This is a genomic window from Euzebyales bacterium (genome assembly GCA_036374135.1).
Lineage (GTDB): Bacteria > Actinomycetota > Nitriliruptoria > Euzebyales > JAHELV01 > JAHELV01.
This window is the reverse complement of the sequence record DASUUK010000035.1, coordinates 1-14,763: the sequence shown is the minus strand read 5'-3', so window position 1 is coordinate 14,763 and position 14,763 is coordinate 1. Positions and strand designations below refer to the sequence as shown.

Here is a 14,763-nt window from a genome sequence, read left to right as displayed (position 1 = left end):
CGCATGGCGGACACGCGATGCCGGAAGGGCGGACATGAACGGGCGCACGGCCACCACGGGCGGACCACTGCACGGCGTGCTGGTCGCGGACTTCTCACGGATCCTCGCGGGTCCCTACTGCACAATGCTCCTGGCCGACATGGGCGCCGAGGTCGTCAAGGTCGAGAGCCCCGGCGGTGACGACACGCGGACGTGGATGCCGCCGGTCCGCGACGGCGTCTCCACCTATTACCTGGCCATCAACCGCAACAAGCGCTCGGTCGCACTGGACTTCACGGACGACGACGACCTTGCGATGGCGCACGAGCTGGCCCGGCGCGCCGACATCATCGTCGAGAACTTCCGCCCTGGCGGACTGGCGAAGTTCGATCTGGACTACGAGACCGTCAACACGCGCAACCCGGGGATCGTGTACGCCTCGATCAGCGGGTTCGGCACCTCCGACGAGGCGCGGAGCCTGCCGGGTTATGACCTCATCGTGCAGGCGATGTCCGGTCTCATGGACCTCACCGGCTCGCCGGACGGTCCGCCGTACCGTGCAGGCATCTCCGTCTTCGACGTCATGACCGGCATGCAGGCGACCATCGGCATCCTCGCGGCGTTGCACCACCGGCGCGATTCGGGCGTCGGCCAGCACGTGGAGGTCAACCTGCTGGCCAGCGCGCTGTCGGGCATGGTCAACCAGACCAGCGCTTGGGTCGCCGGCGAGGTCGTCCCCGAGCGGATGGGCAACAGCCACCCCAGCCTGTTCCCGTACGAGCCGTTGCCGACGGCGGACGGAGAACTGATCATCACCGCGGGCAACGACGGCCAGTTCGAGAAGCTGTGCAAGGTGCTGGGGCTGACCGAACTGCTGGACGACGAGCGGTTCGCCCACAACCAGGACCGCACCGCCAACCGCGACGATCTGCGACCGATCCTGGTCGACCGGTTGGGTCAGCGAACGACCCAGGAGTGGTTCGACGATCTGATCGCCGCCGGCGTCGCGTGTGGACCGATCAACACGGTCAAGGGCGGGGTCGAGTTCGCGGAGGAGATCGGGCTCGATCCCGTGGTCGTGGTCGGTGAGGGCGACACGGCGATGCCGACCGTCCGTCACCCCATCACCTTCTCCGAGACGCCGGCGCGCTACGACCTGCCGCCACCAGTGCTCGACGAGCATGGCGACGACATACGGGCCTGGTTGGCGACGGACCAGGAGGGCGTCCGGTGACCGGCGAGCAGCCGCGCTACCCCACAGGACTCGGCACGTCGGACCGCGAGCGGATCTACCTGCTGGGCCACGACCTGGCGGACGAGCTGATGGGCCAGGTCGGGTTCGGCGAGCTCGCGCTGTGGCTCATGACCCAGGATCGGCCCGAACCGTCGAAGGTGCGCGTGTTCGAGGCCGTGCTCGCCGCGCTCGCCGACCACGGGTTCACGCCGACGGCGATCGCCGCGCGCCTGACCTACCTGTCCGCTCCGGACGCGTTGCAGGGCGCCATGGCCGCGGGCCTGCTCGGCGGCGGCTCGCGGTTCCTCGGTGTGACGGAGAACACCGGGAGGTGGCTGCATGATGTGCTGGCGGATGTAGGACAGCCCCCGTCCTCAGACGATCGCTACGACGACATCGCCCGCGCTGCTGTCAAGCAGTCCAAGGCGCGCTCCGAGCGGATCCCCGGACTCGGCCACCCCGTCCACAAGGAGCAGGACCCGCGCACGCCGGTACTCATCCGCATCGCTGACGAGGAAGGGCTGCGCGGACCGCATCTGCGGTTGTTCGAAGCGGTCGGACGCGTGCACCCGGAGATCCTGGGCCGGGCGCTGCCGCTCAACGGGGCGGGGGTGTGCGGCGCAGCGCTGGCGGACCTCGATCTGCCGGTCGAGCTGCTGCGCGGCGTCGCGCTGCTCGCGCGGGCGGCGGGGCTGCTCGGTCAGCTGGCGGAGGAGCACCGGACACAGCTGAGCATGGACATGTACATGCACATCGACCGCAATGCCGTGTATGAACCGGAGTCCGACTGATACTTCGCGGAGCCTGGTTCCACGAAACGCGCGGGGACCGGCTCCGCCGGGCAAGAACCGAGCCGAGCCGACGAGCGAGGGAGACAGCCATGGCCGAGGTGTGCGCCGTCATCGCCTCCACCCACCACCCCTTCTACTACCGCGCCAGCACGTCGACGGGGGACGAACGGCCGCCGTTCGCCGACGAATGGGTCGCCAAGATCGAGCGTTTCCGTGAGACGCTGACCCGTGCGGACCCCGACCTGCTGGTGATGGTCGGGTCGGACCACTTCCACCAGCTGTGGCTCGACAACATGCCCCAGTTCCTCGTGGGCAAGGCGCCGTTCTACGACGCCAACTGGTACAACGAGCAACGCGAGTTCGGACTGCCGAAGTTCCGCCTCGAGGGCGACGAGGAGCTGTCGGCGCACATCCTGCGCCACGGCCTGGACGCCGGGTTCGATCTTGCGTTCAGCAACGAACTGCGCATCGATCACAGCATCACGTGCCCCATCATCACGCTGCGCCCCGACGCCGACCTGCCGATCGTCCCGATCTACACGAACATCTTCGCCCCACCGTTGCCGCAGCCGTCCCGGTTCGTGGAGCTCGGCCGCACGATCCGGCGACTCGTCGAGGAGTGGCCCAGCGATCTGCGGGTGGCGATCATCGGCACCGGTCATCTGTCGCTGGAGCTCGGCGGGCCGCGCCAGTTCGGCCCGCACGGCCCCGATCCCGAGTTCGACCGCAAGGCCGTCGAGTGGATCGCCAGCTGCGACATCGACGGCTGCGCGAAGGAGGTCTCGCTCGACAACCTGTGGAACCCCGGCAACGCGACCCACGGGTTCATGGACTTCATGTTGATGATGGGGGCCGCGGACGGGGACGGTGAGGCCGACTACGTCGACACCCTCGACCTGTTCCACACCATGGAGGCGTACTTCACCTGGTACCCGAACGGAGTCCCGGCATGAGCACGTACCTGCTGAACAAGTTCCTGTTCACCGTCGACCGGGATCCGGACCTCGTCGAGCGCTACCGCGAGGACCCGGAGGGCACCGTTGCGTGGTGGGAGGCGGAGAGGGCCAACGAGATCCTCAACTGCCACAGCGGCGAGGCGAGCACGTGGCTCGCGTTCGATGACGTCGAGCGCGAGGCGCTGGCCGGCCACGACTACCCGAAGCTGTTCGAACTCGGCGCGCACCCGTTCCTGACGCTCACGCTGTTCATCGCCATGTTCGAGCGCGACTACGACGAGCCGCTCGGCTTCCAGCTCGAGTACGCCGAGAAGCTGTCCCATTTCTCGCTGCCGTATCCCGACATCGCGACGTAGGCGCGACCACCTCACGCGGACGCGGCGGGCAGCCGTGTGTCCTCGGGACGTAGCGGCTCGCCGGCCTGGGCCCGCGCCGCCAGGCTCGCCGGCGGCCTGAAGCGGTCGCCGTAGCGCTCGGCGAGCACCTTGCAGCGCGCGACGAATCCGGTGGTGCCGCCCGGATACTGGTCGATGTACTGGGCGACGCCGCCGGTCCAGCGTGGGAAGCCGATGCCGAACAGTGACCCGATGTTGGCGTCGGGGAAGCTGGTGATCACGCCTTCGTCGAGGCATCGGACGGTCTCGATGGCCTCGGCGAACAGCATCCGTTCCTGCAGATCGACCAGCAGGTCGTCGTCGCCGGGATGGATGTGGGTCGCGGCATCGTCGGTGAAGTGGTCGACCAGACCGTGCCACAGCCCGATCCGGGCGCCGTCGGCGCCGTAGTCGTAGAAGCCCGCGCCGGCGGCCCGGCCCTCGCGTCCGAACTCGTCGATGATCCGGTCCACGATCGCGTCCGCGGGGTGCGTCGGCACCGGCTCGCCGGTTGCCGCGGCCGCCGCCTGCGTCTCCCTGCGGATGCGGCGCGGCAGCGTGAGGGTCAGCTCGTCCATCAGCTGCAGCGGCGGCGCCGGGTACCCGGCCGCGAGTCCGGCCCGTTCGATCATTACCGGATGCACACCTTCGCCGAGCGCGGCGACCGCCTCGTTGAGGAACGTGCCGATCACTCTGCTGGTGAAGAAGCCACGCGAGTCGTTGACGACGATCGGGGTCTTGCGCAGTTGGAGGACGACGTCGAACGCCCTCGCCAGCGCTGCGTCCGACGTGGCGGCGCCACGGATGATCTCTACCAACGGCATCCGGTCGACCGGCGAGAAGAAGTGCAGGCCGACGAAGTCGTCCGGGCGGGTCACGCCCTCTGCCAGCGTGGTGATCGGGATCGTCGATGTGTTCGAGCACAGCAGCGCGTCGTCGGCGACGCACGGTTCGACCTCCCCGAAGACCCGGTGCTTGAGCTCGGTGGACTCGAACACGGCCTCGATCACGAGGTCGCAGCCCGCCAGGTCTGCGGCGTCCGTTGTCGGCGTGATGTGCGCGAGCAGCGCGGCGGCGCGGTCCTGATCGATGCGGCCGCGCTCGACGTCACGTGCGACGAGCCTGCTGCTGTGGCCCTTGCCCGCCTCTGCCGCCTCGGCGTCGACGTCGGTCAGCACGACCTCGATGCCGACCTTCGCACACTGGTACGCGATCGCCGAGCCCATCATCCCGGCGCCCAGCACCGCGACCTTCGACGCGTACCATCGGTCGTGGCCCTCGGGGCGCGAACGGCCGCGGTTGACCGCCTGCAGGTCGAAGAAGAACGCCTGCATCATGTTCCTGGCCTGCGCCGAGTGGCACAGCAGGTCGACGAGGTAACGGGTCTCGATGTCGAACGCCCGGTCGACGGGCACCTGGGCACCCTCGACGACCGCCGCGAGGATGTGGTGCGGGGCGTCGTAGTGGGCGCCAGAGAGCTCGGCGCGCAGCGTCGCGGGGATCGCAGGCGCGTCGGTCGCGAACGACCGCTGCGCCGGTCCGCCGCCAGGGATCCGGTAGCCGGGACGGTCCCACGGCTGCGCGGCGTCGGGGTTTGCGTGTATCCACGCGCGAGCCTGATCCAGCAGTCCATCCGTGTCGGTGGCCAGCGCGTCGATCAACCCCAGTTCCAGCGCGCGGGCGGGGTCATGCTGCTGGCCGCGCAGCAGCACGTGGGTCAGCGCATCGACGATGCCGAGCAGGCGCGGGATGCGCGTGCAGCCGCCGGCGCCCGGCAACAGACCGAACGTGACCTCCGGCTGACCGATGCGCAGCCGCGGCTCGTCGAGCGCGATCCGGTGGTGGGAGACCAGCGCGAGCTCGCAGCCCCCGCCCAGCGCCGACCCGTTGATCGCGGCGACGACCGGCACGCCGAGCGTCTCGACGGTGCGCATCGCCAGCTTGAACGCCCGCAGGCGCTCCGTCACCGCCGCGGCGTCATGCGGCGTCGTGCGGATCATGTCGCGCATGTCGCCGCCGGCGAAGAACGTCGGCTTGCCGGACGTGAAGATCACGCCGGTCACCTGGTCACGCTCGTCACGCAGTCGCCGTGCGAGCGCGATGTAGTCCGCGAGGAATGCCGCGCGCATGGTGTTGGCGGACCGGTCCGGGTCGTCGAACGTGACGGTGACGATCCCATCCGGGGCACGGTCGTAGCGCAGCGTCTCGAAGCTCACCGTGGTCAGACCCGTTCAACGATCGTCGCGATGCCCATGCCTCCGCCGATGCACAGTGTCACAAGCGCGGTGGTGAGGTCGCGGCGTTCGAGCTCGTCGACCATGGTGCCCAGCAGCATCGCGCCGGTCGCGCCCAACGGGTGTCCCATGGCGATCGCGCCGCCGTTGACGTTGGTGATCTCCCCGTCGACGCCGAGCTCGCGCATCAGCTTCAGCGCGACCGACGCGAACGCTTCGTTGATCTCGACCAGGTCGATGTCGTCGATCGTCATGGCCGCGCGATCCAGTGCCTTGCGGCTGGCCGGCGCGGGACCGGTCAGCATGATGGTCGGCTCCGAGCCCACGACGCCGGCCGCTACGACGCGGGCCCGCGGCGTCAGGTCGTGGCGCGAGCCCGCCTCGGCCGAGCCCAGCAGCACGAGTGCGGCGCCGTCGACGATCCCCGACGAGTTCCCCGCGTGGTGGACGTGGTCGATGCGCTCGACCCGCGTGTAACGCTGCAGCGCGACGGCGTCGAAGCCGGCCCGTTCACCGAGTGCGGCGAACGACGGCGTCAGCGCGGCCAGATCGCCCATCGTGGTGCCGGGACGCATGTGCTCGTCGCGGTCGAGCACCACCTGCCCGCTCACGTCGACGACCGGCACGATCGACCGCTCGAAGTGACCGTTGGCCCACGCCTTGGCGGCCCGCTCCTGCGACTGCACCGCGAACGCGTCGACGTCGGTCCGCGTGAACTCCTCGATCGTGGCGATCAGGTCCGCGCCGATGCCCTGCGGGACGAAGCCGGTGGCGTAGTTGGTGGCCGGGTCCAGCGCCCACGGATCACCGCCGGAGAACATCGGCACGCGCGACATCGACTCGACGCCACCGGCCAGGAACAGATCCTCCCAGCCCGATCGGATGCGCGCCGCGGCCTGATTGACCGCTTCCAGCCCTGAGCCGCAGTAGCGGTTGAGCTGGGTGCCCGCGACGTCCTCACCGAGACCGGCGACGTTCGCCGCGGTGCGCGGCAGCACGCCACCCTGGTCGCCGTGCGGCTCGACGATGCCCATGATCACGTCGTCGATCCCGGTGGCGTCCAGCCCCGGGTTGCGTTCGCGGATCGCGTCCATCAGGGTCGTCACGAGGTCGATCGGCTTGACCGTGTGCAACGCGCCCGTCGGGCGGCCTCGGCCGCGCGGCGTGCGGACCGCGTCGTAGATGTAGGCCTCGTTCATGTGCTCCTCCGGGCGCTCAGCCCCTGTGGACCGGTCGTCTCACGAGCCCATCGGGCGGCCGATGATCTCGTTGACATATCCGTGCCCGCCGGCACCCTGCACGGTGGCCGGTCGCCACCTCATTGGCGGCATCGGTGGAAGCATCTTGAGCCCGCCAGGGACGCTAGAGCAGATCACCATGGGGCAGTAGAGGCAATCTTCCTCGCGGCCCGGCCTCGGTCGCCCGCTCGCCCCCACGCGCACCTCGCACACGGCGGGAGACGGCGGCATGGGTTCACGCGGGAATGTGGGCAGCTGCCCGGGCCGCGCCCTCCCGCGCGACGTGCTCGACGGCGCCGGGGCCCCACTGGTCGATCGCGGCCTGCCGCTCGTCGGGATGGTCGGACCGTCCCGTGATCGTGAGCACGAGCCTGGCGCCGTGGCCCGTGCCCTCGACGAGCTCGAGGCGCACATGGTCGCCCGGTTCGCCTGGTGCGGTGTCGAAGGCCAGGACCGAGGGCGCGGCGACCTCGGTCACCGTCCCGAGCACGACATGAGGAGTCGCGAATGGATTCAGCGGTGACCCGACATCGGGTGCGGTGCGCTGCTGTCCGGTCTGCGGGTCACGACCGAGGAACAGGTCCCAGGCGACGTCGGCCGCGCAGGTCAGCTGGCGCTCGAAGCGGACCTGCCACTCGCCTGCGTCCTCGGTCACGTCGGGCTGGTCGAGGCCGAACCGTCTCACCAGCTCCTCGTGACGTGCGACTCCGCGGGGGTCGGCCGGCCCCGGGACCGGGGCGCCCCGCAGCACCGGGTCGAGGGCGGCGAGGCACAGGCCCCAACCGGTCGCGAAGCTCGCGGCGCCGGGTCGGTCGTCGAACGTGTTGACGAGGACCAGCAGCGTCGCGTCGCCGTCGGGGGTGAGCTCGAAGCGCAGTTCGTTGTCGTCCCAGGTGTACACGAGCAGGTCGGGAGGGTCCGCCTGCAGCACCGTGCCGTGGGTCGCGGGCTCGTCCGCCGTGTCGCCGAACGTGAACGTCAGCTGTCCGCCGGTCCGCATCTCACCGGCGACGTGGGCCGGGAACCACACGTTGAGGTGATCGGTCTGCGTGATCGCCTGCCACACCCGGTCGATGGGATGTGACAGCCGGCGTTCGAGCCGCACGGCCCACCGGCCGTCCCTCGGCATCAGCTCGTCGTCTCGTGTCATGTCGGGTCCTCCTTCGGATGACGATCGTGTGGTGCCGCCGGCCCCTGATCCGCTCCACCGCGCAGCGTGTCGAGGTGCCGCTCCAGCGCGTCGATGCGGCCCTCCCACATCCACCGGTACGGCGCGAGCCACGCATCGACGGGTGCCAGGGGCTCCGGGTTCAGCACGTACCAGCGCCGTTGCGCGTCGACCCGAACCCGTACGAGCTCGGCGTCCCTGAGGACCTTCAGGTGCTTGGAGGTGTTCGGCTGGCTGAGCTCGAGCGCGGTCGCGAGGTCGCCGACGGTGCACGGACCGGCACGGAGCCGGTCGAGGATGCGCCGTCGCGTCGGCTCGGCGATGACGTCGAACGATGAGATCATGCGGTTAGCATACTCTATCAGTTATATAACGCAACAAGCATATAGTGCTGTCGATATCGTGATCTCATCTACCCGGATGCGAGTTGACCCGTCGCTGCGCGCCGGGACGATGCGGGGCACCCGTCCCTGCAGGTTCGCTGCAAGGCGTCAGCGGGCAGGCATCGCCGCATGAACATTGCGACCAAGGACACCGTCGACCGCGACGCGCTGAGCACCTTTCTGTCCGACCGGCGCCGGTACGTGCTGATCACGTCCCGGTCGGACGGCCGACCGCAGGTGTCGCCGGTCACCGGGGCGCTGGCAGACGACGGGCGGCTGCTGATCTCCACGTACCCGACACGCGCCAAGGCGAAGAACCTGCGACGCGACCCCGATTGCGCGGTGCTGGTTCTCAGTGACGACTTCGACGGACCGTGGGTGCAGGTGTACGGGACGGCCGAGGTGCTGGACGGCGAGGCAGGCGTTGAGGCCCTGGTCGACTACTACCGGGCGGCCGCCGGCGAGCACGACGACTGGGACGAGTACCGCGCCGCCATGCGCGACCGCGGCAAGGTCTGTCTGGCGATCACCGTGACCGACTGGGGTCCGGTGGCGACCGGCGGGATCCCACCCGAGTTCGCGGACTGACCACCGCGCCGGTCCCGGCTCCCAGCGCGATCAGGCCCGGCCGGTGCGCGCCGAGCGCTGGCAGCGCTGCCCGCTGCGCGTCACCTGTCGTCGCGCCGGGCTACGCCAGCGGCCTCGGCCCGGCGAGCGCCGCACCTGAACGCGATGACCCCGGCCGCGCCGATCGTCACGCCTAGGGCAGGCTGACGGACCTCGCAGCCTGCCCTCGGCTCATGAGGGCGTCAGATCGCAAACACCCGGCGCCCCGTGACCTTGCCGGCCAGGACCTCGGCGAACTCCTCGTTGACGCGGTCCAGCTCCGCACGTTCGGAGACCACGCGCGTCCGGCCAGCCGCATGCAGGCGAAAGACCTCGGCGAGGTCGTTGCGGGTGCCCACGATCGAGCCCTTGATGGCGGTGCCGTTGAGCACCGTCTCAAAGATCGGCAGGCGCACCTCGTTGTCGGCCGGTAACGCCACGAAGACCAGCGTTCCGCCGCGACGAAGTGAGCCGTAGGCCTGCTCGAACGCCTTCGGCGAGACGGCGGTGGAGATCGCGGCGTGGGCTCCTCCGAGGTCGTTGATCACCTCGACGGGGTCCTGCTCGCGGGCATTCACGGTGACCGACGCACCGAGTTCGGCGGCGAGCTCGAGCTTCGCGTCCTCGAGGTCCACCGCCACGACGGAGGCGCCGGCAACCTGACCGTACTGCAGGGCCAGATGACCGAGTCCGCCGATGCCGTAGACCGCCATGATGTTCGAGGGACGAACCCCCGACACCTTGACGGCCTTGTACGTCGTCACGCCCGCACAGGTCAACGGCGCCGCGTCGAACGGATCGATGCCCTCGGGCACGCGGCCGACGAAATCCGCGTGTGCCTTTGCATATTCCGCGTAGGAGCCCGGGATCGAGTAGCCCGTGTTCTCCTGACGCGGACACAGGGTCTCCCAGCCGTCCACGCAGTACTCGCACCGACCGCACGCCCATCCGAGCCAGGGCAGGGCGACGCGGTCGCCTTCCGAGACATGTTCGACGCCTTCGCCCAGGGCCACGACCCGTCCGACCCCTTCATGCCCCGGAATGAGCGGGAGCTTCGGCTTGACTGGCCAGTCCCCGTGGACCGCGTGGATATCGGTATGGCAGAGACCCGATGCTTCGATCTGCACAACCACCTCGCCACGGCCGGGCTCGGGCTGTGGCACGTCCTCGATCATCAGGGGCCCACCGAGTTCATGAGCAACGGCTGCCTTCATGGCAACCTCCTTCCCTCGCTCCCTCGAACCTCTCACTTCCACGAACAGAGTCAAGGGCGTGTCGAAGAAGGCTCCCGCAGGGGACGGGAAACCGGGCGGCGGGGCCGTTGCCTTGAGGACCGACCCCGCCAGCTGGTGCGGTCCTAATAGGCGGCGAGACCGGCCAGGCCAGCCGGTGTGGCGATCAGGAAGGGCAGCGGCGACAGCGATCCGTCCGCTTCAAGGACGTTGAGTCGGCGCTCAAGGGACGCGTCGAGTCGGACGGCGGCTGCATCTTGCCACCGTCGACGGTGAACCCGCTGATGTTGTCCGGCACGCCGTCGCTCAGGACGTAGAGAAGCCCGTTCCGGTACGTGAGGCTGGTCGGCAGGGTCCCGCCGCGGCCGCGGCTTTGGATGACGACGCCGTCCTGACGGCCGCGGGGCCCGCGGGGAACGGTGATGTGGACTTGCCGACGGCATCACGTCGGAAGTGCCGTGGACCGCCAGCGCAGCCTCGTGGCTGGCGGCACTGTCGCCACCGGCCCATAGGCAGGCGGTGATGACTCCTTGCACGGGTGCGCGGGGGAGCGGTGCAGCCGTAGCGAATGTGTCGCCACGGCGGGTGCGCTCGTACAGTCCCGACGCAGTGATGCCGGCGACGGCGACCTCGCCAAGATCACAGATCGAGGGACAGCTGGGGTTGGTGGGGCGTCGTTGCAGCGCGACGGCAGCCTGGCAACGGCATGCTCGGAGCACACCGACTCCCAAGCGATCGACTCCTCCTCCAGGCGTCCCGGATTGTCTGTTGACACGTTCGGCCACCGACGTGACGATCGACGGAGACCGCTCTTCGAACACGTTGGTGGTCGAGGGCGGCCGCGGGGGAACCCGTTCGGATCGCGGAGGCCGGCCATGAGGGATGGCTCATTCGTTCTCGACGCGCACACGGGCTACTGGGACGCCAGCCCCGAGAACACGAAGAACCGCTTCGGTGAGGCCTTCATCGAAACGTTCTACGCGTTCCACAACGGCTTCAATCCGCCGGACGAGCGCTGGAAGATGGACTACGACACGGTCTTCCGCAAGGTCGACCCCGACTGGTACCTGGAGGAGGTCTTCGTCCGCGGCGAGGCCGACATGTCAATCCTGTCGACGCAGGTCCTGATGGACTTCTACCACACCGGGTTCGTCAACCCTGAGCGCAACGCTGAACTGGCGGCGCGGGCGCCGGAGCGGATCATCCCGCTCGGCGGCGTCGATCCGCGCGCCCCCGACGCCCTCGAGCAGGTGGAGTACCAGATCACCGAGCTCGGCATGCAGGGCTTCAAGTGGTACACGGCCGAGTGGCGGGGCGAGTCGCGCGGATGGTCGGCCAACGACCCGATGGTCTACCCGCTCTACGAGAAATGCCTCGAACTCGGTGTGCGGAACATGTTCTTCCACAAAGGTCCCGCAGTCGAGCCACTGTCGCTGGCGAAGTTCGACGTGCGCGACATCGACGAGCCGGCCTGGCTGTACCCGGAACTCAACTTCATCATCGACCACTGCGGCGCGCCGCGCGTCGACGACTTCTGCTGGCTGGCGGCACGCTGCCCCAACGTGTACGCGGGGCTTGCGGTCGTGTTGGCGTTCATCCACAACCGGCCCCGGTGGTTCGCGGACGTCATGGCGAACCTGCTGTTCTGGCTCGGCGAGGACCGCATCACCTACGGCACCGACTTCCCCATCTGGTACCCCCACTGGCAGCTCGACGACTTGATGAACTTCGAGTTGCCCGAGGACCTCAAGGAGGAGTACGGGGTCGACCTGACACCCGAGATCAAGCAGAAGATCGTCGGCGGAAACATCGCGCGCCTGTACGACATCGACGTCGAGGCCAAGCTCGCCGCGATCGCCGATGACGAGTTCGCCCAGCGGCGGACCGAGTACGTCGGGGGGCGGGCCGTGCGGCCGACGTCCGTCCCAGGCGAGGAACCCCCAGCGGTCGATACCGGGGTGACGGGCACGACGTCACGATGAGCAACGGCGCCCCGATCGACCTCGACCGCATCCGCGCAGTTGCGGGTTCGGTGAAGGACCCGGAGATCCGGATGTCGCTCGCCGACATGGATCTGCTCGACGAGGTCGTCGTCGACGGGGGCGATGTCACGGTCCACTTCCACCTCACATCTCCGCTGTGCCCCGCGAAGTTCGCCGGCGCGATCGGGCAGGAGATCCGCCGTCGCGTGTCCAAGGTCCCGGGCGTCGCGTCGGTGGAAGTGGTGCTCCAGGATCACTTCATGGCGGACGCACTGCACGAGTTGATGAACCACGGGGATCGCTCAGCTCTGACGCGCGGACTGATGCGCCGATGAGTGTGGCGACCCGTGCCTGGACGCCACTCGCTGGGCGCCGCGAGGCAGCGCTGCTGGAGCTGCCGAGCGTGGCACGCATGGTCGACGTGCTCGAACGACGCTGTCGTGAACCCTCGTGGATCCGGACGTTGGTGCCGGCACTCGATCGGTTCGCCACGCTGACGGGGGTCGACGACCTCGAGGCGCTGGCCGCGACCGCGCAGGCCAATCCCGGCGTCGCGGAAGCGCAACTCCTGGCGCTGTCCCGCGCCCTGGACGGACAGACCGATGTCGCCGTCGCAGGGTTGGCGATGGGCCCGAAGGTGTGGTTCCGCCTCAACGGCGTGGACGTTGCGTGGCGACCATTGCCAGCTCGGGGGACGCCGCAGCCGATCGCGTCCGGCAGCACACGCGATCGGCTCGTGCTCCTCGGCCTCATCGGCACGGGCCTGTACCTCGCCGAACTGCTGCGGGTCCGGCTCGGGGACCTGGGCGTCCTCGACACGGACGGCGACGTCATCCCCGATCTCGAGGCGGAGCCGCTGGCCGTGCGCTTCGACCAGCGGCGGGGTCGCGTCGCCGAGCGTGTGACGTTCCTGTCATTCGCCGCGCGCCAGGCGGTGATCGACGAGGTCGCCCGCCGTCGCCGCGAGGGGATGGACGTCGGACCCGAAGCCCCGTTGATCGCAACGGCGGACGGTCGCCCGGCTACACGTGATGCGGTGACGTCGGCCCGGCGACGGGCGCACGATCTGATCCGCGCCGGCAACCGTCTCAACGTCGACCTGTGCCGGACGACCGGCGAGTTCTTCCGCACGTGGGGTATGCCGGGTGAACGCTTCATGCAACGAGCCGCCGCGAGCGAAACGGAGCAGTGATGAAGGCCGTCCGTCTCCACGAGTACGAACAGCGACCGGTCGTCGAGGACGTGCCCGAGCCGGCGATCTCAGGACCGCACGACGTCATCGTCAAGATCGGCGGTGCCGGGCTGTGTCGGACCGACCTCCACATCTATGAAGGGCAGTGGGCCGAGAAGTCCGGAGTCAAGCTGCCCTACACGATCGGCCACGAGAACGCCGGATGGGTCGAGGAGGTCGGCTCGGCGGTGACCAACGTGGCACCGGGCGACACCGTCATCCTCCATCCCCTCGTCACCTGCGGGCTGTGCCGCGCGTGCCGGGACGGTGACGATGTGCACTGCGAGCACAGCGCGTTCCCCGGGATCGACACCGACGGCGGCATGGCGGAATACCTGCTGACCGGTGCGCGCTCCACGGTCAAGATCGACCCGTCGCTCCAGCCGGCAGACATCGCAGCGCTCGCCGATGCCGGTCTCACCGCATACCACGCCGTCAAGAAGGCCGTACCGCTGCTGCCTCCCGGCGCGCGAGCGGTCGTGATCGGCGCCGGGGGTCTCGGGCACATCGGCATCCAGTCGCTGGTGGCCCTGACTTCTGCCGAGATCATCGTGGTGGATGCCTCCGACGCGGCGCTTGACCTGGCCCGGTCGACAGGCGCCGAGCACACGGTGCTTGCCGACGGCTCCCACGTCGATGAGGTGATGGAGCTGACCGGTGGGCAGGGCGCTGAGGTCGTCTTCGACTTCGTCGGCGAGCGCGGCGCGGAGGCCGACGCCTGGACGATGACGCGGCGCGCTGGCTCGCACTACGTCATCGGATACGGCGGGGCGGTCAACGTGCCGACCATTGACATCATCTCCACCGAGCGGAACATCATCGGCAACCTCGTCGGCTCCTACAACGAGCTCGCGGAGCTCATGGCACTGGCCGCCGGCGGCAAGGTCACGCTCCACACGCGCACATATCCGCTCGATGCCGTCAACGACGCCATGGACGACCTCGAACAGGGCCGCCTGCAGGGCCGGGGCATCCTCGTCCCGGAGAGCTGACATCCCGCGCCGGTCCGCCTGAAGCGGCCACCGCAGCGACAGACAACCGGCGCTCCGCCACATCGGTGGGTGCCACGAAGGAGGATCGGGCATGGCACGCACCCCGCAGGAGACGTTCCAGCACCACGTGGAGGCCCTCGGAGCCCAGGACATCGACGCCATCGTCGAGGACTACACCGACGACGCGCTCTTCATCGGCAATGGGACCGTCCGGCGTGGCCTCGACGGTGTACGTGCGGCGTTCGTGGAGTTGATCGACACCGTGCCGGATGCCTCGTGGGAACTGCCGAAGGTCGTGTTCGAAGACGACATCCTGTATCTGGAGTGGACGGCCGACTCGGCCAAGAACCGCATCGAGGACGG

General features: G+C 69.1%; 15 protein-coding genes. 10 read left to right on the top strand and 5 right to left on the bottom strand.

The annotated features are described in order from the left end of the window. Positions 1–34 precede the first annotated feature (34 nt). From VFZ70_05715 to VFZ70_05700, 4 genes are all read left to right on the top strand, one after another. Positions 35–1,213, top strand: coding sequence for a CoA transferase (locus VFZ70_05715; protein ID HEX6255291.1), 1,179 nt, complete (start codon positions 35–37; stop codon positions 1,211–1,213). Next, positions 1,210–2,004 carry a citryl-CoA lyase gene (locus VFZ70_05710; GenBank protein ID HEX6255290.1) on the top strand — a complete coding sequence of 265 codons (795 nt, stop codon included), beginning with the start codon at positions 1,210–1,212 and terminating at the stop codon, positions 2,002–2,004. The genes VFZ70_05715 and VFZ70_05710 overlap by 4 nt, the downstream gene beginning before the upstream one ends. 89 nt (positions 2,005–2,093) lie before the next feature. Beyond that, a complete protein-coding gene (locus VFZ70_05705; GenBank protein ID HEX6255289.1) occupies positions 2,094–2,957 on the top strand; it encodes a hypothetical protein in 864 nt (287 codons plus the stop codon). Continuing rightward, complete coding sequence (locus VFZ70_05700; protein ID HEX6255288.1) at positions 2,954–3,316, top strand: hypothetical protein; 363 nt, start codon at positions 2,954–2,956, stop codon at positions 3,314–3,316. The genes VFZ70_05705 and VFZ70_05700 overlap by 4 nt, the downstream gene beginning before the upstream one ends. Positions 3,317–3,327: 11 nt before the next feature. Here the strand turns inward: VFZ70_05700 and VFZ70_05695 are convergent, their stop codons facing one another. The 4 genes from VFZ70_05695 to VFZ70_05680 all read right to left on the bottom strand — a co-directional run bounded on the left by VFZ70_05695 (position 3,328) and on the right by VFZ70_05680 (position 8,318). After that, positions 3,328–5,550: an FAD-dependent oxidoreductase gene (locus VFZ70_05695; protein ID HEX6255287.1), complete on the bottom strand. Its 2,223-nt coding sequence runs from the start codon at positions 5,548–5,550 to the stop codon at positions 3,328–3,330. 5 nt (positions 5,551–5,555) lie between these two features. Further along, positions 5,556–6,767 carry an acetyl-CoA C-acetyltransferase gene (locus VFZ70_05690; GenBank protein ID HEX6255286.1) on the bottom strand — a complete coding sequence of 404 codons (1,212 nt, stop codon included), beginning with the start codon at positions 6,765–6,767 and terminating at the stop codon, positions 5,556–5,558. Positions 6,768–7,041: 274 nt separating this feature from the next. Continuing rightward, positions 7,042–7,956 carry an SRPBCC family protein gene (locus VFZ70_05685; protein ID HEX6255285.1) on the bottom strand — a complete coding sequence of 305 codons (915 nt, stop codon included), beginning with the start codon at positions 7,954–7,956 and terminating at the stop codon, positions 7,042–7,044. Beyond that, a complete protein-coding gene (locus tag VFZ70_05680) occupies positions 7,953–8,318 on the bottom strand; it encodes a metalloregulator ArsR/SmtB family transcription factor (GenBank protein ID HEX6255284.1) in 366 nt (121 codons plus the stop codon). Before VFZ70_05680 ends, VFZ70_05685 begins: the two co-directional genes overlap by 4 nt. A 168-nt stretch (positions 8,319–8,486) precedes the next feature. Between VFZ70_05680 and VFZ70_05675 the strand changes: the two genes are divergently transcribed. After that, positions 8,487–8,945: a PPOX class F420-dependent oxidoreductase gene (locus tag VFZ70_05675; GenBank protein ID HEX6255283.1), complete on the top strand. Its 459-nt coding sequence runs from the start codon at positions 8,487–8,489 to the stop codon at positions 8,943–8,945. A gap of 221 nt (positions 8,946–9,166) precedes the next feature. On the opposite strand, the gene VFZ70_05670 is transcribed toward VFZ70_05675, so the two are convergent. Next, entirely contained in the window at positions 9,167–10,177 is a 1,011-nt protein-coding gene (locus VFZ70_05670) for a zinc-dependent alcohol dehydrogenase (GenBank protein ID HEX6255282.1), read from the bottom strand. Between the two features lie 893 nt (positions 10,178–11,070). Between VFZ70_05670 and VFZ70_05665 the strand changes: the two genes are divergently transcribed. From VFZ70_05665 to VFZ70_05645, 5 genes are all read left to right on the top strand, one after another. Then, complete coding sequence (locus tag VFZ70_05665; GenBank protein ID HEX6255281.1) at positions 11,071–12,177, top strand: amidohydrolase family protein; 1,107 nt, start codon at positions 11,071–11,073, stop codon at positions 12,175–12,177. Continuing rightward, positions 12,174–12,512 carry an iron-sulfur cluster assembly protein gene (locus VFZ70_05660; protein ID HEX6255280.1) on the top strand — a complete coding sequence of 113 codons (339 nt, stop codon included), beginning with the start codon at positions 12,174–12,176 and terminating at the stop codon, positions 12,510–12,512. The genes VFZ70_05665 and VFZ70_05660 overlap by 4 nt, the downstream gene beginning before the upstream one ends. Further along, on the top strand, positions 12,509–13,369 hold the full coding sequence (locus tag VFZ70_05655) for a hypothetical protein (GenBank protein ID HEX6255279.1): 861 nt from the start codon (positions 12,509–12,511) through the stop codon (positions 13,367–13,369). The genes VFZ70_05660 and VFZ70_05655 overlap by 4 nt, the downstream gene beginning before the upstream one ends. Next, positions 13,369–14,400, top strand: a complete 1,032-nt coding sequence (locus VFZ70_05650) for an NAD(P)-dependent alcohol dehydrogenase (protein HEX6255278.1) — start codon at positions 13,369–13,371, stop codon at positions 14,398–14,400. Before VFZ70_05655 ends, VFZ70_05650 begins: the two co-directional genes overlap by 1 nt. Positions 14,401–14,491: 91 nt before the next feature. After that, the coding region (locus VFZ70_05645; protein HEX6255277.1) for a nuclear transport factor 2 family protein at positions 14,492–14,763 on the top strand (272 nt) is incomplete at its 3' end.